This is a genomic window from Labrys sp. (in: a-proteobacteria), assembly GCF_047605565.1.
GTDB lineage: Bacteria > Pseudomonadota > Alphaproteobacteria > Rhizobiales > Labraceae > Labrys > Labrys neptuniae.
On the sequence record NZ_JASGFM010000016.1, the window covers coordinates 86,006 to 107,170 of the forward strand.

Sequence of the window (21,165 nt, forward strand, 5' to 3'; positions counted from 1 at the left end):
GAAGCGAGCCGGCCTGCCCCGCCCGGGGCTGGCCCGCTCATGCAAGCGAGCTCATCTGACCTGATCATGCCGACCGAACAGTCCTCGCTGCCAATTGCCTTGACCATGGGGGAACCGGCAGGCATCGGCCCGGAGCTGATCGTGACGGCAGCCTCAGCCCGCCGCGAAGCCGCGCCTTTCTTCGTCTATGGCGATCCCGGCCTGTTGTCGGACCGTGCTCGGCGCATCGGTCTCGATCTGGCCATCGTCGAGACCGACGAAGCCGGCGCATTCGCAGCCTTCGCACGTGGCCTTCCTGTGGTTCCCTTGGCCAATCCCGCCCCTGACCAGCCCGGCAGGCCCGATGTCGCCGGTGCCGCCGCGGTCATCGAGTCGATCGAACGCGCCGTGCTGTCTGTTCGCCGCGGGCAGGCCCGGGCCGTGGTCACACCTCCGATCATGAAGGAGGTGCTCTATCGCGCCGGCTTCAGCCATCCCGGCCATACCGAATTCCTGGGTGAATTGGCGCACCGCCATTGGGGCCACGACGGCAAGCCGGTGATGATGATCTGGTCCGAAACGGTGGCCGTGGTGCCGGTGACCATTCACATTCCCTTGGCCGAGGTGCCCGCAGCCCTCAGCGAGGAGCTGATCTTTGAGACCGGGCTGATCGTTGCCCAGGATCTCAAGGCTCGTTTCGCCATCATGGCTCCGCGGCTCGCGGTCGCCGGTCTCAACCCGCATGCCGGCGAGAATGGCACGCTGGGCCGGGAGGACAACGCCGTCGTCGCGCCCGCAATCGCCCGGCTGAGAGCGGCCGGCATCGACGCTCGCGGTCCCCTGCCCGCCGACACCATGTTCCATGCTCGGGCGCGCCAGGGCTTCGACGTCGCCTTGTGCATGTATCACGATCAGGCCCTGGCGCCGGCGAAGGCGCTCGCCTTCGACGAGGCCGTCAACGTCACCTTGGGCCTGCCCTTCATACGCACCTCGCCCGACCATGGCACGGCCTTCGACCTTGCCGGTACCGGCAAGGCCAACCCTTCCAGCTTCCTTGCCAGCCTGGCGCTGGCCGACAGGATGTCCCGCTGACCATGGCCCAGATCGACAACCTTCCTCCGCTGCGCGAGGTCATCCGACAGCACGAGCTGATGGCCAAGAAGTCCCTCGGCCAGAACTTCCTGCTCGACCTCAACCTCACCGCCAAGATCGCGCGGGCGGGCGGCTCGCTGGAGGGGGTGAATGTCGTGGAGGTCGGCCCCGGTCCCGGCGGCCTGACCCGCGCTCTGCTGGCCTGCGGCGCTCGCCATGTGGTCGCCGTCGAACGCGACGAGCGCTGCCTGGCGGCCCTTGCCGAAATCGCGGCCCACTATCCCGGCCGGTTGACGGTCCATGCCGGCGATGCCCTCGAAGCGGATTGGCCGGCGCTGATCGCCGGGCTGGAAGGGCCGGTGCGCATCACCGCCAACCTGCCCTACAACGTGGCGACTCCCCTGCTGATCGGCTGGCTGAAGACCGAGCCCTGGCCGCCCTGGTTCCAGTCGATGACGCTGATGTTCCAGAAGGAAGTTGCCGAGCGTATCGTGGCCACCGAAGCGGACGGGGCCTATGGCCGCCTCGGGGTCCTGGCCGGATGGCGGACGGAAGCGGAAATCGTCTTCGACGTGCCGCCGAGTGCCTTCGTGCCACCGCCCAAGGTCACCTCGTCTGTGGTGCATCTGCGCCCCCGTCCGGCGCCGCTGCCCTGTACTCCGGCGGCCCTGGAGCGGATCACGCAGGCCGCCTTCGGCCAGCGGCGCAAGATGCTGCGCCAGAGCCTCAAAGGGCTTGGTGGTGACCTCGCGGCCGCGCTGGCCGATGCGGGCCTGCGCCCGGAGATGCGCGCCGAGGAAGTCCCGGTCGCCGCCTTCGTCGCGCTGGCGCATGCCTTGAAGTAGCCTCAGCGCCCGCGTGTGAGTGCGTCGAGGTCGGCCTTCAGCGTATCAACCAGCTGACCGACCTGCGACTTGTCCTGGCGCTTCATGCGTTCGACGTCGAGGATTTCCTTGAGCTTGGCATAGGTCGTCTGCAGGTCGGTGTTGACCAGCACATAGTCATATTTCGTCCAGTGGCTGATCTCGACGCGGGCATTCTGCAGGCGCTGCAGGATGATCTCGGGACTATCCTCGGCCCGCCGCTCCAGCCGCGCCTTGAGTTCGGCCACCGACGGCGGCAGGACGAAGACGGAGACGATATCCGGCCTCATCTTGTTGTAGATCTGCATGGTGCCCTGCCAGTCGATATCGAACAGGACATCACGCCCGGCGGCCAGGGCCTCTTCCACCGGCCCGGCCGGCGTGCCGTAGTAATTACCGTGTACCTTGGCCGATTCCAGCAATTCGCCCTTCTCGCGCATGGTCTCGAAGCTACCGGCGTCGATGAAGCGATAATGCACGCCGTCAATCTCGCTGCCACGGCGCGGCCGCGTCGTTACCGAGATCGACAGATGCATCGACTTGTCTTCGGCCAGAAGAAGGCGTGTCAGCGTGGTCTTGCCGGCACCGGAGGGCGAGGAAACGATCAGCAGGAGGCCCCGGCGCTGGGGAACGGACGCAGTGCTACTCATTCGATATTCTGAACCTGTTCGCGGAATTGCTCGACCACTGCTTTGAGAGAAAGACCGGTCGCGGTCAAGCTGACATCATTCGCCTTGGAGCAAAGGGTGTTGACTTCCCGGTTGAACTCCTGCGCGAGAAAGTCGAGGCGCCGTCCCACCGGGCCGCCCTTGGCCAGCAGATCGCGCGCGGCGGCAACATGCGCATGCAGCCGGTCGAGTTCCTCGCGGATGTCGGCCTTGGCTGCCATCAGGATCGCCTCCTGGTGCAGCCTGTCGGGGTCGAGCGACGACGAGGCGTCGAGCAGGGCGGCAATCTGGGCGGCAAGCCGCTCCCGCACGGCCGCGGGCTGGCGCGCTGGATTGGTGTCCGCCTCACGGGTGAGGGCCTCGATCTCGTCGATACGGCCGAGCAGGACGCGGGCGAGCGCCTGCCCTTCCCGCCGCCTCATCTCGGCGCATTGGGCTACGGCCCTGGCGAACCCCTCCAGCAGGACCTCCTGCAGCGCGACGCGTCCGGCCTCGTCCTCCTCCTGCTCCTCGACCTCGAGCACGCCCTTGATGGCAAAGAGGCCATCGAGGCGCGGCGCCGCCGCATCGACCTTGTGCGAGGCCTCGGCCATCGCCGAGACGATGGCATCGAGCACCGCCTGGTTGATACGCACCACCGGCGCCACGGCATCGCGCTTCAGCGACAGGCCGATCTGGCACGAGCCGCGAGCAAAGGCGGCGCCCAAGGCGGCACGTGCCGAAGCCTCCAGCGCCTCGAATCCGGGCAGCAACCGGAAGCGGACGTCGAGGCTCTTGCCATTGACGGTCTTGATTTCCCAGGCCCAGCGGTTCGCGCCGGTCTGTCCTTCCACCCGGGCAAAGCCGGTCATACTGACAACGGACATCTTCCAACGTTCCATACGGTGATTTCAGCATCCGACCGGACGGATTTCACCGGCAACCGGAACTGAGTGCTCGCTCCCGACGCGCCGCGGGCGCGTCGAATAAGCCTGACGGAAGATAGAGCCCCGCGGCCCCGCGCTCAAGCGGCTCGCACGCAGCCAGCCTATTGCACCGACTGCGGCGAATTCAGATCGAAGGTCTTGTCGAGCAGCGGGTCATGGTTGGTATTGGCGACAGGATCGTCAAAGCCGCCCTTCTTGGGCTTGCCAGCCTGGGCCGGGTCGGCATTGGGTGCGGCCGGCGCCTCTGCAGCCGGGGGCGCCGAAGGAGCAGGCAGCGGGACATCGGCTGCAGGTGCCGGTGACGGAGCGGGCGCTGGTGACGGAGTTGGTACCGGTGGCGGCGTAGGTGCAGACGGTGCCTCGGCCTCCGTCTGCTGCTTGCAGGCCTTGCTGCCCTTCTTGCAAGGCTTTGCCGGTGGCTTGGCTGCGGGGGCCTCGGCCGGGGCTGGCGCCGGCGCCGCTGCGGCATTGTCCGGTGCCGGCGCAGGTGTCGGCTGCGGCGGTGCGACGGTGGCATTGCCGCCCTGCTGCTGGAACTGGCGCCATTTGGCGACATTCTTGTTGTGCTCGTCCAGAGTCGGAGCAAAGGCATGCCCACCCGTGCCATCGGCAACGAAGTAGAGATCCTTGGTCGCCAAGGGGGTCGCCACGGCCTGCATGGCGGCCCTGCCGGGATTGGCGATGGGGGAAGGCGGCAGGCCGGCTATGGTGTAGGTGTTGAAGCGCGTCGGCTGCGAGAGGTCGGCGCTGGTCAGCGCCCTGTCCAGCTTACCCTTGCCGCCGACCATGCCGTAGATCACGGTCGGATCGGATTGCAGGCGCATGTTCTTCTGCAGCCTGTTGATGAAGACGCTCGCGACATGGGGTCGCTCGTCAGCCTGGCCCGTCTCCTTCTCGACGATCGAGGCCAGCGTTACCATCTCCGCCGGGCTCTTCAGCGGCAGATTGGGCGCGCGCTGCTTCCAGATCTGATCGACCAGGGCCTTCTGCTCTTCCTGCATCTTGCGCACCATGGCCGAGCGCGTGGTGCCACGCTCATATTTGTAGGTGTCGGGTAGCAGCGCGCCTTCCGGCGGCACCGGCGGGGCATCGCCGGTGAGCAGGTCGTCCTGGCTCAGACGATCGATGATCATCTGGCTGGTGAGGCCCTCGGGAATGGTGATCGAATGCTGGATCACCTTGCCGTCTACCAGGATGTTCATGACGTCATACATCGAGGCGCCGGGCTTGAAGGCGTATTCGCCCGCCTTGAGATTGCTATGTCCCAGGATCAACGCGCCGGTGGTGAAGACGGTGGCACTGTCGATCACGCCCTGGCGCTCGAGGGAATCGGCGATCTCGTCACGTCCACTGCCCTTGGGCACATAAACGGTCTTGGCTTCGGAGAGCGGCCCGGGCGAGGTGAACTGGCGCAGACCGAAATAGCCGCCGATGGCGATCAGCATCAGCAGGACGAAGATCGCGTTGCCCGCGACCACGAAGGGATTGCGCACGGCGCTCGAACGTGTCGGCGGCTTGGCGACGGCATCGGGCTGGATCATGTTGCGGGATCCGCGCGAGCCGGCAGCACCTTTCCCGAAGGAGCGCGAGCGTTCGTTCGCTAGTCCCGAATCATCCCGATCATCGACCATAGAAACCTCGTACGCCTACATATTTGCCCGCCTCGACCGCGGGCCGCAGAGCCTGGCAACTGGCGGATCTATTGTGCCATGCCCGAGGCGCCCTGTGTTCCCACAGAATCGCCAAGAATCGCAAAAACGCGTCGAAACAAAGAGTTAGAGCAAAACACGGCCTTTGCCAAAATGCGCTTTGCCGCACAAATACCAGTGTGTTTCGGCGAAAATGCATCAAAATACGAACAATAAGGCGACCTCCGATTGCCGAAACCCGGAAGCCGTATCACCTCTGCCCCGGCGGGCATGCCCTGCGAATATGGCAGAAATGCCGGCCAGCTCCCCATGCCTGCCATGCGCCACGCGTTTTGCGATTTCTCGGAAGTACCAGGAACCGCAAGGACGCCCGAGCCGATCCGCTGGATTGGCTCGGAAACAAAGAACCCGAGCAAATCGACGTTCACGCCTGAACGCGCTCTGCTCGGGCAGAGGATCAATCGGCCTTGCGCAGGATCAAGGAGGCGTTGGTGCCGCCGAAGCCAAAGGAATTGGAGAGCACCACATTCACCTCGCGCCTGCGCGCCTGCAACGGCACCAGATCGATCGGCGTCTCCACTTCGGGATTCTCCAGATTGATGGTGGGCGGCACGATCTGGTCGCGAAGGGCCAGGATCGAGAAGATCGCTTCGATCGCACCGGCAGCGCCGAGCAGATGGCCGGTCGCCGATTTGGTCGACGACATCGAGGCCGTCGCGGACGCATTTCCGAGCAGGCGCTGGACGGCGCCGAGCTCGATCGTATCCGCCATGGTGGAGGTGCCGTGGGCGTTGATGTAGTCGATCTCGCCGACGGAGATACCTGCCCGCTTCACTGCCATCTGCATGCTGCGGAAGGCGCCGTCGCCGTCTTCTGACGGCGCAGTGATGTGATAGGCATCGCCGGAGAGGCCATAGCCGATGACTTCGGCGTAGATCTTGGCGCCACGCGCCTTGGCGTGACCATACTCTTCGAGCACCACGCAGCCGGCGCCCTCGCCCATGACGAAACCGTCGCGATCGCGGTCATAGGGGCGCGAGGCACGTGTGGGCTCGTCGTTGAAGCCGGTCGACAACGCACGGCATGCGGCAAAACCCGCAAGGGCGAGACGGCAGACCGGGGATTCGGTGCCGCCGGCCACCATCACCTCGGCATCGCCGAGCGCGATCAGGCGGGCGGCATCGCCAATGGCATGCGCACCGGTCGAGCAGGCCGTGACCACCGCGTGGTTCGGCCCCTTCAGGCCGTGACGAATGGAGACCTGGCCGCCGGCCAGGTTGATCAGGCGGCCGGGAATGAAGAAGGGCGAGATGCGGCCGGGACCGCGATCGCGAAGCGTGATCGCGGCATCCTCGATGCCCTGCAGGCCGCCAATGCCCGAACCGATCAGGACGCCGGTCTCTTCCTGGTCCTTCTGTGAGGCGGGATGCCAGCCGGCATCGTCGAGCGCCTGGGTGGCCGCGGCCATGGCGAAGACGATGAAGTCGTCGACCTTGCGCTGCTCCTTGGGCTCCATCCACTGATCGGCATTGTAGGTGCCGTTGCTGCCATCGCCATGCGGAATGAGGCCGGCAATGCGCGCCTTGAGATCCTCCGTCTCGAAACGGTCGATCTTGACGATGCCGCTCTTGCTCGCAAGGAGATTGGACCACGATGTTTCGACATCGCCACCCATCGGGTTGACCATGCCGAGACCTGTTACGACAACGCGCCTCATAGAACCTCCAAAGGCCGGGGAATCGCCCTCCCCGGCTACTCAAACCCGTTTGATCGCAAAATTGCCTGACGCAAGGCGGGCATTGAAAGGCAGGCGCCCTGAGGGCTGCCCTTCCAATGCCTCGAACGCATTGCCTTTACGCTGAACTGGCAGCCGCTATGCCTGCTGTCACTCCAGGGTTCCCGGCAATGATGCAATCTCGTCCCCCGGCCGGTCGATGGATGGATATCGGGGAGCTTTCGCTCCCCGATCGTCTCAGGCCGTAGCCTTGGTCAGGAACTTGACGGCATCGCCGACGGTCAGAATCGTCTCTGCGGCATCGTCGGGGATTTCGCAGTTGAACTCTTCCTCGAAAGCCATGACCAGCTCAACCGTGTCGAGCGAGTCAGCGCCCAGATCGTCGATGAAGCTCGCATTCTCGGTGACCTTGTCCGGATCGACGCCGAGGTGTTCAACCACGATCTTCTTCACGCGGTCTGCGATATCGCTCATTTTTCGTTCCTTTGATAAACCAAGACTGCCTGCCGGCACTTTATTCCGCCGCCGGTGAGGCGGTCGGTGTTTGGATAGTTCCTTGAGCCGGGGCCAATCCTTCGATTGACCTCCGATTATCCCGGACAATCACATTCGTAGGGGCCATCGGAATGTCCCTCGGCGGTGATTAACACACTTCAAATGCCATTGCCAGCGGGCATCCCGCCAGTGGAAATCACTGTGGAATTGACGCCTAACTCGTTCAAATCATTGCCATTCCGCCGTTAATATTCAAAGTTTGCCCGGTGGTATAGGCAGCCTCTGAAGAGGCAAGGTAAACGGCTGCCGCCGCAATCTCGTCGACATGACCGAGCCGATGCACGGGGATCGCGGCAAGGATCGGTTCCATTTGCTTCTCGTTGAGGGCATCCGTCATCGCCGTTTCGATGAAGCCCGGCGCGATGCAATTGACGGTGATTCCGCGGCTCGCAACCTCATGCGCGAGCGACTTGGACATGCCGACCAGGCCGGCCTTGGAGGCGGCATAGTTGGTCTGGCCGGGATTGCCGATGACACCGGACAGCGAGGCAATGTTGATGATGCGGCCGGTACGGCGCTTCAGCATTCCCTTCACCGCGGCCCGCGACAGATGGAAGGCAGCAGAGAGGTTGACGGCGATGACGCTGTCCCAGTCCTCATCCTTCATGCGCAGCATCAGATTGTCGCGGGTAAAGCCGGCATTGTTGACCAGGATGTCCAGCTGACCCAGGGCCCCCTCGACACTCGGGACCAGCGCGCCGAGCTGTTCCTTGTCGGTCAGGTCGCAGGCGAAGACGTGGGCACGCTCGCCCAGCTTGGCCGCCAGTTCCTCCAGCACCGCCTTGCGCGTACCGGAAAGCGCCACCGTGGCGCCCTGCCGATGCAGGGATGCGGCAATGGCCGCTCCGATTCCGCCCGTGGCGCCGGTCACCAGGGCTATCTTGCCAGTAAGGTCGAACATCGTCATCCCCAATCGAGTGCTGCCGGCCACTGCGGGCGCACCCTTTATTGTTTATCCTCACCCGAAATGACCACCCGCTATCGGGCGGGTGGCCGTGGGCCCTTTCATCGCAGTGTCGGCGCGAATGCCGCTACATCGTCCGGTGTACCAATGCTCACCGCTTCTACGCCGGAGGCTATACGCCTGACCAACCCGCTCAGAACCTTTCCAGAGCCGACCTCCACCAGCTTGGTGACACCGGCCCCGGCAAGATATTCGACACTTTCCCGCCAGCGGACGGTTCCCGTCACCTGCTCGACGAGGCGGCGGCGGATCTCGGAAGGATCCGAGATCGGCTGGGCAAGGACATTGGCAACCAGTGGCACGACCGGCGCTGCGATGGCGACCTTTTCAAGCGCCTCGGCCATGGCATCGGCAGCCGGTTGCATCAGAGCGCAATGGAAGGGAGCCGAAACCGGTAGGAGGATGGCGCGCTTGGCGCCCTTGCCCTTGGCGATCTCCACCGCCCGCTCGACCGCTGCCTTGGTGCCGGAAATGACGACCTGGCCCGGCGCATTGTCGTTGGCAGCCTGGCAGACTTCGCCCTGCGCTGCTTCGGCGGCGACGGCGGCCGCCTGCTCGTAGTCGAGACCGAGGAGGGCGGCCATGGCGCCGGTCCCCACGGGCGTCGCGGCCTGCATCGCCCGCCCGCGAATGCGCAGCAGGCGGGCCGTATCGGCGATCGTCAGCGCCCCCGATGCAGCCAGGGCCGAATATTCACCGAGCGAATGGCCGGCGACGAAGCTGGCATGTTTCTTGAGATCGAGGCCAGCCTCGTCCTGCAGCACGCGGAAGGCTGCCAGGGAGACGGCCATCAGCGCCGGCTGGGCGTTCTCCGTGAGCGTGAGGTCGTTGTCCGGGCCATCCCAGATCACGGCCGTCAGCTTCTGGCCAAGCGCTGCGTCGATCTCGTCGAAGACGGCGCGGGCTACGGGAAAGGCATCGGCAAGCGCCTTGCCCATCCCCACGCTTTGGCTTCCCTGGCCGGGAAACGTGAAGGCGATACTCATGCAAGAACCCCGTTTGAGACGGCGCGTTGAGACAATAGGCTGCTGCCTGAGTCAAGTCCGAAGGGTGAGAATACCCGTTCATCTTACACAAACTTGGCAAAACTCGGTCTTTGCGGATCTTTCGGCAGAGCTCGCTGGCAATTCCGCCGCCCGGGGCGCATCCGCGTCAACCGACCGCGTGTTTAGAATTGGTCAAATATCCTCCCAACATTCTGCGGAACCGCCTTCCGGCACTTCTCAATTCTTGAGGGATGCCAGCCTCTTCTCGACCTTCGCAAGAAAATAGCGGCGCTGCTTTTCGGTGGTTTCGTCGAGACGGTGCAGTGCCAGCCACATCGTGCGGCAACGCGGAGCGCAAAGACTCTTCAGGCCGCGCAGAAGAATATTGCGTCCAGGCGCCTTCATGAACAAGGTCCACCACCACCAGGGCGATCCCAATGTGGAGATGACGCCCAGCAGGCGGATCTGTGTCAGCACCGGGCCGATCGCCTTGCCGTTTTCGGGCATGGTGAAGGTGGCGTGCGGCACCCAGACCCGCTCGAGCCAGCCCTTGAGCATGGCCGGCGGTCCATACCACCAGGTGGGATGAATGAAGATGAGCCCCTCGCACCAGCGCAATTGCGCCAGATGCTCGGCCACGGGCGCCTCATTGCTGCCCGGTTCGTGATAGCCGCGCCTTTCCTCTGCACTCATCACCGGATTGAAACCCTGCGCATAAAGGTCGATCAGGCGGACCTCATGCCCCGCCTTGCCGAGCGCGCGCAGGGCGGTGTCCCGGATCGAGGCGCCAAAGCTCTCCGAACAAGGATGGCAATAGACGACGAGGAGTTTCATCGCAGGTACTCTGAAGCGAAATGCGCTTTGATAAAAAACGTACTTTTATACTAAAATCGGCTCGACGCATCGCTGTGAGTTGAGTTTATTTATTCAAATCACAAAAGTTTTCAGCCGGAAACTGAGTCCGGAATACTGCATGAGCGGTGGTTGCAGAATGCTGATGCAGCACCGTCAAGACCATGACTCAAGCGGCGATCAATTCGAAGCGATCGACGTCGACCATGCCCTTGTCGGTGATCTTGAGATGGGGAATGACCGGCAAGGGCAGGAAAGCCACCTGCAGGAAGGGTTCGGCCAGGGTGACACCAAGGGATTTGGCGGCTGCGCGCAGCGGAATCAGGTGGTCTCGCACTTCCTCGAAAGTCAGCAAGCTCATCAGGCCCGCCACCGGCAGCGCCAATTCGGCCAGGATGACGCCATCCTGGGCCACCACGAAGCCGCCGCCGATCTCGCCGAGGCGGTTGACCGCCAGCGCCATGTCGGCGTCATCGGCACCGACCACGCAGATATTGTGCGAATCGTGTCCCACCGAGGAAGCGATTGCCCCCTGCTTCAAACCGAAGCCCTTGACGAAGCCGCGACCGATATTGCCGTTGATGCCATGGCGCTCGACCACGGCCACCTTCACCACGTCCTGGTCGAGGTCGATATTCCGATAACCACTCTCATAGGGCAGGCTCAACCTCAGATGCTCGGTGATGATCTTGCCGGGCACCACACCCATCACCGGCCCGGTCGGCCCGCCTGCCTTGACGCGGAAATCGGCCGCCGAAACGCGGGGAGCCTTCATCGAGCCAAGCCCCACCGGTGCAATGCGGGTCCGCCCCTCGAACAAGCCGTCCTCCACCAGCCGGCCGGCGCTGATCACCTGGCGCACGGCACAATGGTCGAGATCCTCGATGAGCACGATATCGGCCCGCTTGCCGGGCGCGATCACGCCACGATCCCTGAGCCCGAAGGCCATGGCCGCCGACAGGGTCGCGGTGCGATAGGCCGCCAGCGGCTCGGCGCCGAGGGCGATGGCGGTGCGGATCATGAAATCCAGATGGCCCTCCTCGGCAATGTCGAGGGGATTGCGATCGTCGGTGCAGAAGGCGAGATAAGGCGAGTTCCTGACCGTGATCAACTCGGCAAGGGCATGCAGATCCTTGGAAACGGAGCCTTCCCGGATCAGCAGCGTCATGCCCTTGGCAAGCTTTTCCCGGCCCTCCCTGGCCGTTGTCGTCTCATGGTCAGTACGAATGCGGGCGGTGAGATAGGCATTCAGATCCGTGCCGATGAGAAGCGGGGCATGGCCGTCGATATGGCCGTCCTGGAACGGCAGAAGCTTGGCGAGGCAGGCAGGATCGGCGTTGATCACGCCCGGGAAATTCATGAACTCGGCAAGGCCGATCACGCGGGGGTGGTTCTTGAAGGGTGCGAGATCCGCAGCCTCGAGCCTCGCACCGGCGGTCTCCAGATGGGTGGAGGGCACGCAGCTCGAAAGCTGGACGCGCAGGTCCAGCGCCGTCTCACCGGCCGCCTCCAGAAAATAGCGGATGCCATCGGCCCCGACCACGTTGGAAATCTCGTGCGGATCGCAAATGGCCGTGGTCACGCCATGCCGGAGCACGCAGCGGTCGAATTCGGGAGGGGTGACGAGCGAGGATTCGACATGCAGATGCGTGTCGATGAAACCGGGCACGGCCACAAGCCCGCGCCCGTCGATCTCGCGCCGGCCGCGATAGCTGGCATAGGTGCCGACGATGCGATCTCCGCCGATGGCGATATCGGTCTCGGCGAGGTCGCCGCTGACAAGGTCGAGGAGGCGCACATTCTTGATCACCAGATCCGCCGGCTCGGTGCCCCGCCCCTGGGCGATCAATCGGGCGAGTTCGCTGGCGTCCATCCGGGCGATTCCTTCTGCATGCAAAGGAGCAACTTAGACCTTGGGGTGCGGACTTCCAGTCCGCTTTTCCTTGTCGGCGAAGGCACGGCACCCTGGAGGATCGATCTCCGCAGTTCCATCAATTGAGGGAGCAGATCGACCATCTCGGAAACGTGTCGCACGAGGGGATCGCCCCTCCGTGTTACCTCGCCTCAGCCCACGACCCGTCCATCTGCAACCGTGATGACCTGATCGGCCCTGCCCTCGACATCTTCGGGCGTATGCGTGGTCATCAGCACGGTCAGGTTCTTCTCGCGACGCAGCGTATCGATGAGATCGATCATGTCGGCCCGCATGGTGGGATCGAGCCCTGTCAGCGGCTCGTCGAGCAGCAGCAGCGGGCGCGTGGTCAGCATGGCACGCGCGAGCGCGACGCGCTGGCGTTGGCCACCGGAGAGCTCTGAAGGCAGGCGCGCTTCCATGCCGGCCAGATCGACATGGTCGAGCATCGCCGAGATGGCCTGGTGATCGGCCGCCGAGAGCCGAAGGGAGGGCGACAGGGCGAGACCGGCATTCTGCAGGGCCGTGAGATTGGGCAGGAGATTATGGTCCTGGAAGACGATGGCCACCGGCCTGTCAGCCGGCTTCAGCGGCAGGAGATCGATCCCCCCGAAGCTGAGCCTGCCGCTTGCCGGCTTTTCGAAACCGGCAATGGCGTGCAGCAAGGTGGACTTGCCGCCGCCGGAAGGACCGACCATGGCCGCTAGCGCACCGCGCGGAACCGTGAGGTCGTAGCGCCCGGTCCAGTCGTCGATGATGATGGTGAGATTATCCACGACGAGCATGCCGGCCTCCAAACCGCCCAGCCACCAGGAACAGCACGAGCACGAGACCGGCAAGCAGCGCGGCAATGCCGTCCGCCTCGGCGACACGGTAGGAGCCGAGCTTGGCGTAGAGCAAGGCCGGCAGTGTCACCAGGCTCTGCGAGCCGAACAGGGCCACCACGCCGAGATCGCCGAGTGAGAGCGCCATGGCAAGGGCGAAACCGGCCGCCGCCGAGGGGGCCAGCAAAGGCCACTCGACCAGACGCAACCGTGCCCAGCCGGTCAGGCCGAGATTGTCGGCCAGTCGGCCATACCGCTCCTCAGCCAGAGCCATGGGCGGATCGACGAGCCGGTGCACGAAAGGCAGAGCCATCATCGCATTGACCAGGATGAGAGCCGGCATCGCCACGAAATCGGTCGCGCCCAAGGCACGGGCGATCACGTAGAGACCCGCCGCGAAAGCCAATGGCGGAGCGGCCAGTGTGAGCAAGGGCCCGGCGGCCATCAGACGGGCGAGACGGGGCCAGCCCTGCTTCGCCAGGGACAGGCGCGAACGCGACAGCAGGAGGGCAGCGGCCAGCGACAGCAAGGCAGCCGCCAATGCAACCACCAGACTGGTCACGAGGGCCCGGGGCACCTGCGGATCGATGCCAGCCATCAGCGTGCGGCCCGCGTGAATGACCGCCAGCAAGGGTGGCAGCAGCAGAAGCAGCGCAAAGCCGATGACCAGTGCATCGGCCAGTTGCAACCAGCCAGCTTCGCGATCGGGCCGTTCCAGCCTGCGTCCGACACTCGCCGCTTCCGGCGGGCGCACCAGCAACGGCGCGGCAAGCGTCGCCAGCAGTGCCATGGCGACGATCTGCAGCAAGGCCAGCACCGCGGCCCGGGCAAAATCGGCATCGGAATGGATGGCCTGGTAGATTGCAACCTCGAACGTGGCACTCCCCGGCCCGCCTCCGAGCGTAAGGGGAATGGCGAAGGACGTCGCACAGGCGATGAAGATCAGGAGCGCGAGCGCCGGCAGGTCCCGCCTCAGCACCGGCCAGTCGATGCGGCGAAAGATGGTAGCCGGAGGCATGCCGAGCGAGGCTGCCAGCCGCCAATGCTCGCCCGGCACCGCCTCCAGCGCCGCAAGGAACACCCGGCTCGCGAAGGCACCGTTGAAGAACACATGCACCATCAGGATGCCGGTGAGCCCGTAGAGCGAGATGGCCGGCAGGCCGATGGCGCCCAGCACGGTGTTGGCGATGCCGGCCCTACCGTAGATGCCGGCAAAGGCGAACACGGCGACGATCGAGGGCAAAGCCGCTGCAACGCCGAACAGGGCCAGCAGCAGCCGACGTCCGGGAAATTGCCGCCGGGCCAGCGCCAAGGCCACGAGCGCCCCGAACGAGAGCGACAGCAGAGTGGAGAGCAGCGCCTGATAGACGGTGAAACCGGCGATCGAGACGAGATAGCCGACATTGCCCTGCCAGGCGTCGCCGCCAGCCGCGAGAAACAGGCTGGCGAGCGCGGCGAGCACGAGTGCGGCAAGGCCGCCGAGGAGAATCAGGCCGGGCATTCAGATTGAAGCATCTTTACCCTCCCCTGGAGGGGGAGGGTCGGCCTGAAAGGCCGGGGTGGGGTGACTCTTTGCAAAATATTTCAGCTTTGGCCGAGGGAAGACGATTTGGAAGGGCCAGTGCATCCCACCCTACCCCGACACTTCGTGTCGACCCTCCCCCCTCCAGGGGAGGGTAAAGGACCAGCGTCGAGCTTCACCTGCCCTTCCTCACTTCGCCATGGCGGCCAGCCATTCGTCGATCCAGGCCTTGCGGTTCTCGGCGAGCTTGGCCGGATCCGCCATCAGGGCCTTGGCGGGCACGGCAACGGCCTTGAAGCTCTCCGGCAGGCCGGCAGCGGGCGTCCTGGCCGGATACATCCAATTGGTCTCGGGCAGGACGGCCTGGGCCTCGTCGGAGATGAGGAAGGTGAGGAACTGGCGCCCGAGTTCCTGCTGCTTTGAACTCGCCGTCACCCCGGCGACCTCGACCTGGGTCTGATGGCCTTCCGGGAACATCGCAGCCTTGTAGTTGGTCTTCTTCTCGGCACCGATATGGTAGGCGGGCGAGGTCGAATAGGAGAGCACCATGTCGGCCTCGCCCTTCAGGAAGAGCCCATAGGCTTCCGACCAGCCCGAAGTGACCGTGACGATGCGGGGCTTCAAGGATTTCCAGGCGTCGGAGGCCTTGTCGCCATACACGGCCTTCATCCATGCGAGCAGGCCAAGGCCTGGCGTGGAGGTGCGCGGATCCTCGATCACCAGCTTGGGACCGTTCTTGTCGTCGACGAGATCCTTCAGGCTGGCGGGCGGGATCTTGAGCTTGTCGCTGTCATAGACGAAGGCGAAATAGCCCCAGTCATAGGGAATGAAGGTCTTGTTGGTCCAAGGCTCGGGCAGAGAGAGCTTCTCGGCTGCCACGCCATGCGGCGCGAACAGGCCTGATTTCTCCGCCTCTCCCATCAGATTGTCGTCGAGCCCGACGACGACGTCGGCCTTGGTCGAGGCCCCTTCGAGCTTGAGCTTGGCGAAGAGGGCACCACCGTCATCGGCGGTGACATAGGTCAGCTTGCAGTTGCACTTGGCCTCGAAGGCGGTTTGCAGCGGCTTGCCGGGGCCATATTCGCCGGAGAAGCTCTCATAAGTGTAGACGGTGAGCACCGGCTTGTCGTCGGCCGAGGCCGTTGTGGCGACGGTGGCCAGTGCGAGAGCGGCGAGCAGTTTCCTCAGCATAGCGTCCTCCATGTCGAAAACGGTTCGATACGGATGACGGCGGTGAAGAAAATTGAGGTGAAGCTGAAAGCTTCGAAGCTCATCCCTCCGCCGGCACGACCCGGATCAGGTTCGATGGGTTAGACGTAGCTTGCGGCCATCGTCTTCTCAGCCCTTGCGGGCACCCCATGAGACAATTCTCGTGTTAGCGCTTTCCCGGCACGAGGGAAAGTCCGTTTCATCGCGGCAGCCGCCCTCTGCCGACGACAGGCCAAGACTTGGGGCCTCACCCAGCATCCGCGCCATGACGGAGCTGGGTCACCGGCCTGCGATCAGGCGATACCGAGCCGAGCTGCGGCGAAAGGTCGGAGGCGCGAATCCGTATAGTCGGGAATCGCCAGTTCCACGCCGGCCGCCAGCAGCGCCTCCTCGCTCATGCTGGTGGCAAGACCGATCACGGCAAGGCCCGCTGCCTTGCCAGCCGTGATGCCCGAGCGCGAATCCTCGAAGGCCAGGCTGGAAGCGGCCCGTCCGTACAGGCGCTCCAGGCCGACAAGGTAAGGATCTGGATGGGGCTTGGGATTGGCAACCTCAGCGCCGATCACCACGGTCGGAAAGCGTTCCACCAGGCCCAGATTGACCAGCTGATGCTCTGCATTGTCCCGCGGTGCATTGGTGACCACGCCGACCGGCACCCCGTTCTGCTCCAGCCAGTCGAGGAAATCCGTCAGTCCCTTCGCCGGCTTCAGCCCCACGAAGAGGCTGCGGAACATCGCCTCCTTGTCGTCGACGAGCTTGAGGGCGGCATCTTCGTCGAGATCCTTCAGGAAGTTCCTGGCAAGCAGGCTGTTGGGCTGGCCCATGATCTCGGAGACATAGGTGTCGAGGGAAAGCTCGATCCCGTGCGGCGCCACCATCTCGCGCCAGGCCTCGTAATGCAGGTGATCGGCATCGACCAAAGTGCCGTCGAGATCGAAGAGAGCAACGGATTTCACGAAACAAAACCTTCTTCAGAGAGGCAGGAGCTGGGGCTCGTCGCGGAACTGCACGGCATGGAGGGCGGCATAGCGCCCTGCCCTGGCGAGCAGCGCCTCATGGCTGCCCTCCTCCACCAGTCGGCCGCCGTCGATCACGCAGATCTTGTCGGCTTCCTGGATGGTCTGCAGCCGGTGGGCGATTACCACGACGGTGCGGCCGGCGCAGAGATCGTCGAGGGCATTCTGCACCGCCTGTTCGGATTGCGAGTCCAATGCGGCCGTGGCCTCGTCCAGAAGAATGATCGAGGCATCACGCAGGATGGCACGCGCGATCGCGATGCGGGCGCGCTGCCCGCCGGAAAGCTGCAGGCCGCGCTCACCGACCTCGGTGTCGTATTCCCGGTCGAAATCCACGATGAAGTCATGGGCATAGGCGGCTTTGGCCGCCGCCTCGATCGCCTCCTGGGAGGCACCCGGCCGGCCAAAGGCGATGTTCTCCCGGATGGTGCCGGCGAACAGGAAGACGTCCTGGCCGACATAGGCCATGGCACTGCGGAGGCTGGCGACGGAAACCGACGCGATGTCCTGCCCGTCGATTTCGATCGCGCCGGAGCCCGGCTCATAAAAGCGCAGGATCAGGTTGAGCACGGTCGACTTGCCGCTGCCGGACGGACCGACCAGAGCGGTCGTCTTGCCGGCCTCGGCGACCAGGGAGAGATCCTGCAAGACCGGCTCGTCCGGCTTGTAGCCGAAGCTCACCTGATCGAAGGCGATATGGCCACCTCTGTTGACGAAGGCGGGTTTCTTGCTCTCGCCTGCCCCTTCGCGCGCCGGCTGATCGATGATGTCGTAAAACATGCTCACGCCGGCAACGGCGGCGTTCAGGTCGACATTGACGCGAGCGAGTGCCTTGGACGGCGCATAGGCGGTGAGGAAGGCGAACAGGAAAGAGATCAACTCGTCGACTGTGAGCTGGCCGGCGGTGATACGCCAACCGCCATAGATGATGACCGCCGCAACGGCAAAACCGGCCATCGTCTCCATGATCGGGCCCGAACGATTGCCGAGCCCCGCCATCTTGTTGGCGGCTGCCTGGGCCTCGGCCACGCCGGCTGCCATGCGGGCCCGCATGGCCTGCTCCATGCCGAAGGACTTGACCACCCGGATCCCTTGCGAGGTTTCCTGAATGATTCCGGTGATCTGCGCGGTGCTCTGATATTGGCGCTTCACCACACGCCGGATCCGCTTGGTGATGTAGCGGATGCCGAGCACGGCAGGCGGCATCACCACGAGGGCAGACAAGGCCAATAGCGGATCACGCATGATCATCACGGCGATCAGTGCACCGACCTGCAGCACGTTGGAGACCGAGGTGACCAGAAGATTGGAGGCGATGCGCGAGGAATTGGCCACGAAAGTATTCGAGGCCACCATTTCGGTGGAATGGCGCGCGGTGAAATAGGCCATGTCCTGCTTCACGACATGATCGAACAGCCGCTGCTGCACGCTGGCGATGATGGAGTTGCCGATGCGGGCGAGCACGGTGTCCTTGGTATAGGCAGCCGCGCCGCGAACCAGGAAGACCACGACGACCAGCAGGGCAAAGCCTGTGATCTGCCCCATGCTCTGCTTGTCCCACATGGCGCGAATGACCGGTCCGATCAGCCAGGCCACCAGCCCGCCCATGGACGCTTCGATCGCGCCGGCAGCAATCGCCACGCCATAGGCGCGGGTGTGCTTGCTTCCTTCATCGGAGAACAGGCGCCGCAGCAACGGCATGGCGCGGACTGTGTTCTGAGCCTCTGTGGAAATGGTGGCAACTCCTGGAACAGCGCAGGTTCTTGCCAAACCCCCGCTGCACTCCGACCTTGGTTTCAACGCGCCTCTGCGTTTCCCGGGATGCCCCGTCGGTCGCAAAAAGCTCTGGCAATCGCCGCGCTTCTATCACCGGCGCGGAATTAAGGCCAGATGGCGGCACTAGCGCGCGATGGGACGACTTCCGCAGTCAGGCCGCCGGGAAACGGGCGAGGAGCGCCTCCGCCTCAGCCATTCCGGCGGAATCGTTGACATTGGCGAAGGGATCGAAGGGCTCGGCCGGCCACGTCACTTCCGCGAAATCGTGACGGCGAAGAATGGCCTCCACCCGGCGCTGATCCTCCTCGACCAGAGCCTTCCGCAGGGCACTACGCAGATGAACGGGCCAGAGCGCCGCCGTCGGATGGCGCCGGCCGGCGGAGACTGCGACGGCGCCCCTTCCTGCCTGTGTCCCGGTCCGCAGCCTGGCCACCAGATCCGCCGGCAGGAAGGGCGCATCGCAAGGTACCACCGCCACGTCGTCAAAACCGGCCTGCGCCGCATGGTCGAGACCGGCGAGCACACCGGCCAGCGGCCCCGGGAAATCCGGCACGTTGTCCGGCAGAATGGGAAGAGCCAGCGCCTCGAATCGTCCGGCATCCCCGTTGGCATTGAGAAAGAGGGCGCCGACCTGCGGACGCAGGCGCATGACGATGCGCTCGAGGATCGTCCGCCCGCCCAGCAAGGACAGCCCCTTGTCGCCGCCGCCCATGCGACGCGACAGGCCGCCGGCAAGGATCAGCCCCATGACGGCGTTGCCTGTCTTCTGCTCGTTCTGGTTCAACGACACTGCCTCGCCTTTCCGAGATCGATGGCGGCTGAAGGTCGCCGTGCCGCCGCTGAGGATGTTCCATGCCAACGGCATGTCGAGCAAGCCCAGAGGGACTTTTCCGGGATTTCTTCAACCCCGATAGGGCGGAGATGCGTCGCGACGACGCACAATGGTTGAATGGCGGCCCTCGGCTCGCTAGAGCGGTGATATGTCCGCTCATCCGTCTTCTCCATCGGCGACCGATCCGGCCCAGCGCATCGACCTGCGCGGCCTCAAATGCCCACTGCCCGTGCTGCGTGCGCAGAAGGAGCTTGCGCGCCTGGCGCCCGGCGACCGCCTCATCCTCGAATGCACCGATCCGATGGCTGCGATCGACCTGCCCAATCTCATGCGCGAGACCGGGGACATCTACGAAGGACGCAGCGAGGAGCAAGGCTTCACCGCGCACCACATCCGCAAGGGACCGACGCCATGATGCGGCTGATGGGCCTGTCGGGCTGGAGCGGCGCCGGCAAGACGACCTTGATCGCCGCCCTGATTCCGGCCCTGCTCCAGCGCGGCCTCACGGTGTCGACCATCAAGCACGCCCACCACGCCTTCGATGTCGACAAGCCGGGCAAGGACTCCTACATCCACCGTGAATCGGGTGCCCGGGAAGTGCTGGTTGCCTCGGCCCATCGCTTCGCCCTGATGCATGAGCTGCGTGGCGCTCCCGAGCCCCCCCTCACCGAACTCCTGCGGCGATTGTCGCCGGTCGACCTCGTCATCGTCGAGGGTTTCAAGAGCGATCCGCATCCGAAGATCGAGGTGCATCGCACGGCGACCGACAAGGATTACATCTATCCCGGCGATCCCTATATTCGCGCCATCGCCACGGACGCACCCGGCCCCTTCCCGATGCCGCGCTTCGCGCTCGACGACATCGACGGGATTGCCGAATGGGTGATCCGCGAGGCAGTTCCCATCGAACCGGGAGATGTCTCCCCTCTCTGAACGATCAGATCACGTCCATCCCCTTGAGCCAGCCAAGGTCGATCACAAGCCGGGAGTTTTCCATGTCACAGCGCCCTCTCCTCCTCGTCACCGGCGGAAGCCGCGGCATCGGAGCCGCCGTCTCGCTCAAGGCCGCCGAAGCCGGCTACGATCTCGTCATCAATTACCGTAGCGACCATGTCGCGGCCGAAGCCGTGGCGGAGGCTGTCCGGCGCGCGGGTGCGCGGGTACTGCTCCTTGCCGGCGACATGGCCAAGCAAGACGACATTGCGGCCCTGTTCGCCGCCGTAGACGCGTTCGGCAGGCTGACCCATCTGGTCAACAATGCCGGCATCACCGGCAAGTCCGGAAAGCTCGCCGACACCGATCCGGCTATCATCCGTGAAACCATCGACCTCAACGTCACCGGTGCCATCCTGGTGGCACGCGAAGCGGCCAAGCGGCTTTCGACCCGGCTGGGCGGCCCGGGCGGGGCCATCGTCAACATGTCCTCCGCCGCGGCGACCTTGGGCTCGCCGGGCGAATATGTCTGGTATGCCGCGTCAAAGGCCGCGATCGACGGATTGACCTACGGCCTCGCCCGGGAACTCGCCACTGAGGGCGTTCGTGTCAACGCCATCCAGCCCGGCATGGTCGACACCGAGATCCATGCGCGCAGCACGGGCGACGCCGGACGCGTGGAGCGCATCAGGCCGAGCATTCCGATGCAGCGTATCGGCACCGCCGACGAAATTGCCGATGCAACGCTCTATCTGTTGTCGGAGGCTGCGAGCTACGTCACCGGCTCGATCCTGCGCGTTGCAGGCGGCCGCTAAGGCATCGACCGGTGACACCTAAACGCCGCCTTTGTCATGCCCGGGCTCGCCCCCCGG

The 21,165-nt window shown here is 64.5% G+C and carries 20 protein-coding genes and 1 riboswitch; of the genes, 5 read left to right on the forward strand and 15 right to left on the reverse strand.

Annotated features, from left to right (window positions below):
- The first annotated feature begins 66 nt into the window (after window positions 1–66).
- Both pdxA and rsmA read left to right on the forward strand, forming a co-directional pair.
- On the forward strand, window positions 67–1,071 hold the full coding sequence (pdxA, locus tag QM672_RS16070; protein ID WP_415083731.1) for a 4-hydroxythreonine-4-phosphate dehydrogenase PdxA: 1,005 nt from the start codon (window positions 67–69) through the stop codon (window positions 1,069–1,071).
- Window positions 1,072–1,073: 2 nt separating this feature from the next.
- The gene (gene rsmA / locus QM672_RS16075) at window positions 1,074–1,916 is read left to right on the forward strand and encodes a 16S rRNA (adenine(1518)-N(6)/adenine(1519)-N(6))-dimethyltransferase RsmA (RefSeq protein WP_311933170.1); all 843 of its coding nucleotides are present in this window, start codon (window positions 1,074–1,076) and stop codon (window positions 1,914–1,916) included.
- A gap of 2 nt (window positions 1,917–1,918) precedes the next feature.
- On the opposite strand, the gene gmk is transcribed toward rsmA, so the two are convergent.
- From gmk to mobA, 15 genes are all read right to left on the reverse strand, one after another.
- The gene (gene gmk / locus QM672_RS16080) at window positions 1,919–2,584 is read right to left on the reverse strand and encodes a guanylate kinase (protein WP_311933171.1); all 666 of its coding nucleotides are present in this window, start codon (window positions 2,582–2,584) and stop codon (window positions 1,919–1,921) included.
- On the reverse strand, window positions 2,581–3,468 hold the full coding sequence (locus QM672_RS16085) for a YicC/YloC family endoribonuclease (protein ID WP_415083734.1): 888 nt from the start codon (window positions 3,466–3,468) through the stop codon (window positions 2,581–2,583). Before QM672_RS16085 ends, gmk begins: the two co-directional genes overlap by 4 nt.
- A gap of 161 nt (window positions 3,469–3,629) precedes the next feature.
- Window positions 3,630–5,069: an endolytic transglycosylase MltG gene (gene mltG / locus QM672_RS16090; RefSeq protein ID WP_367625637.1), complete on the reverse strand. Its 1,440-nt coding sequence runs from the start codon at window positions 5,067–5,069 to the stop codon at window positions 3,630–3,632.
- 565 nt (window positions 5,070–5,634) lie between these two features.
- On the reverse strand, window positions 5,635–6,894 hold the full coding sequence (fabF, locus tag QM672_RS16095; protein ID WP_415083736.1) for a beta-ketoacyl-ACP synthase II: 1,260 nt from the start codon (window positions 6,892–6,894) through the stop codon (window positions 5,635–5,637).
- Between the two features lie 255 nt (window positions 6,895–7,149).
- Window positions 7,150–7,386 carry an acyl carrier protein gene (locus QM672_RS16100; protein ID WP_068287214.1) on the reverse strand — a complete coding sequence of 79 codons (237 nt, stop codon included), beginning with the start codon at window positions 7,384–7,386 and terminating at the stop codon, window positions 7,150–7,152.
- A gap of 244 nt (window positions 7,387–7,630) precedes the next feature.
- Window positions 7,631–8,368 (reverse strand): 3-oxoacyl-[acyl-carrier-protein] reductase, encoded by a 738-nt coding sequence (fabG, locus tag QM672_RS16105; protein ID WP_415083739.1) that lies wholly within the window; start codon window positions 8,366–8,368, stop codon window positions 7,631–7,633.
- Window positions 8,369–8,472: 104 nt separating this feature from the next.
- On the reverse strand, window positions 8,473–9,417 hold the full coding sequence (fabD, locus tag QM672_RS16110; RefSeq protein WP_367625635.1) for an ACP S-malonyltransferase: 945 nt from the start codon (window positions 9,415–9,417) through the stop codon (window positions 8,473–8,475).
- A 237-nt stretch (window positions 9,418–9,654) separates the two neighbouring features.
- Complete coding sequence (locus QM672_RS16115; protein WP_415083741.1) at window positions 9,655–10,251, reverse strand: NAD(P)H-dependent oxidoreductase; 597 nt, start codon at window positions 10,249–10,251, stop codon at window positions 9,655–9,657.
- Window positions 10,252–10,438: 187 nt separating this feature from the next.
- A complete protein-coding gene (ade, locus tag QM672_RS16120) occupies window positions 10,439–12,142 on the reverse strand; it encodes an adenine deaminase (RefSeq protein ID WP_415083743.1) in 1,704 nt (567 codons plus the stop codon).
- A 191-nt stretch (window positions 12,143–12,333) separates the two neighbouring features.
- Complete coding sequence (locus tag QM672_RS16125; protein WP_415083745.1) at window positions 12,334–12,966, reverse strand: ATP-binding cassette domain-containing protein; 633 nt, start codon at window positions 12,964–12,966, stop codon at window positions 12,334–12,336.
- Window positions 12,950–14,506, reverse strand: coding sequence for an ABC transporter permease subunit (locus QM672_RS16130; protein WP_415083747.1), 1,557 nt, complete (start codon window positions 14,504–14,506; stop codon window positions 12,950–12,952). Before QM672_RS16130 ends, QM672_RS16125 begins: the two co-directional genes overlap by 17 nt.
- Window positions 14,507–14,716: 210 nt before the next feature.
- A complete protein-coding gene (gene thiB / locus QM672_RS16135) occupies window positions 14,717–15,730 on the reverse strand; it encodes a thiamine ABC transporter substrate binding subunit (RefSeq protein ID WP_311933181.1) in 1,014 nt (337 codons plus the stop codon).
- A 53-nt stretch (window positions 15,731–15,783) separates the two neighbouring features.
- Window positions 15,784–15,896: riboswitch (TPP riboswitch) on the reverse strand.
- A gap of 133 nt (window positions 15,897–16,029) precedes the next feature.
- Window positions 16,030–16,692 carry an HAD family hydrolase gene (locus tag QM672_RS16140; protein ID WP_367623913.1) on the reverse strand — a complete coding sequence of 221 codons (663 nt, stop codon included), beginning with the start codon at window positions 16,690–16,692 and terminating at the stop codon, window positions 16,030–16,032.
- A gap of 15 nt (window positions 16,693–16,707) precedes the next feature.
- Window positions 16,708–18,453: an ABC transporter ATP-binding protein gene (locus QM672_RS16145; protein WP_367623914.1), complete on the reverse strand. Its 1,746-nt coding sequence runs from the start codon at window positions 18,451–18,453 to the stop codon at window positions 16,708–16,710.
- A gap of 226 nt (window positions 18,454–18,679) precedes the next feature.
- On the reverse strand, window positions 18,680–19,276 hold the full coding sequence (gene mobA / locus QM672_RS16150) for a molybdenum cofactor guanylyltransferase MobA (RefSeq protein ID WP_367624304.1): 597 nt from the start codon (window positions 19,274–19,276) through the stop codon (window positions 18,680–18,682).
- A gap of 232 nt (window positions 19,277–19,508) precedes the next feature.
- On the opposite strand from mobA, the gene QM672_RS16155 reads away from it, so the two are divergent.
- The 3 genes from QM672_RS16155 to QM672_RS16165 all read left to right on the forward strand — a co-directional run bounded on the left by QM672_RS16155 (window position 19,509) and on the right by QM672_RS16165 (window position 21,108).
- The gene (locus QM672_RS16155; protein WP_311933184.1) at window positions 19,509–19,775 is read left to right on the forward strand and encodes a sulfurtransferase TusA family protein; all 267 of its coding nucleotides are present in this window, start codon (window positions 19,509–19,511) and stop codon (window positions 19,773–19,775) included.
- On the forward strand, window positions 19,775–20,293 hold the full coding sequence (gene mobB / locus QM672_RS16160; protein WP_311933882.1) for a molybdopterin-guanine dinucleotide biosynthesis protein B: 519 nt from the start codon (window positions 19,775–19,777) through the stop codon (window positions 20,291–20,293). The genes QM672_RS16155 and mobB overlap by 1 nt, the downstream gene beginning before the upstream one ends.
- Before the next feature lie 62 nt (window positions 20,294–20,355).
- Complete coding sequence (locus QM672_RS16165; RefSeq protein WP_415083751.1) at window positions 20,356–21,108, forward strand: SDR family oxidoreductase; 753 nt, start codon at window positions 20,356–20,358, stop codon at window positions 21,106–21,108.
- Window positions 21,109–21,165 lie beyond the last annotated feature (57 nt).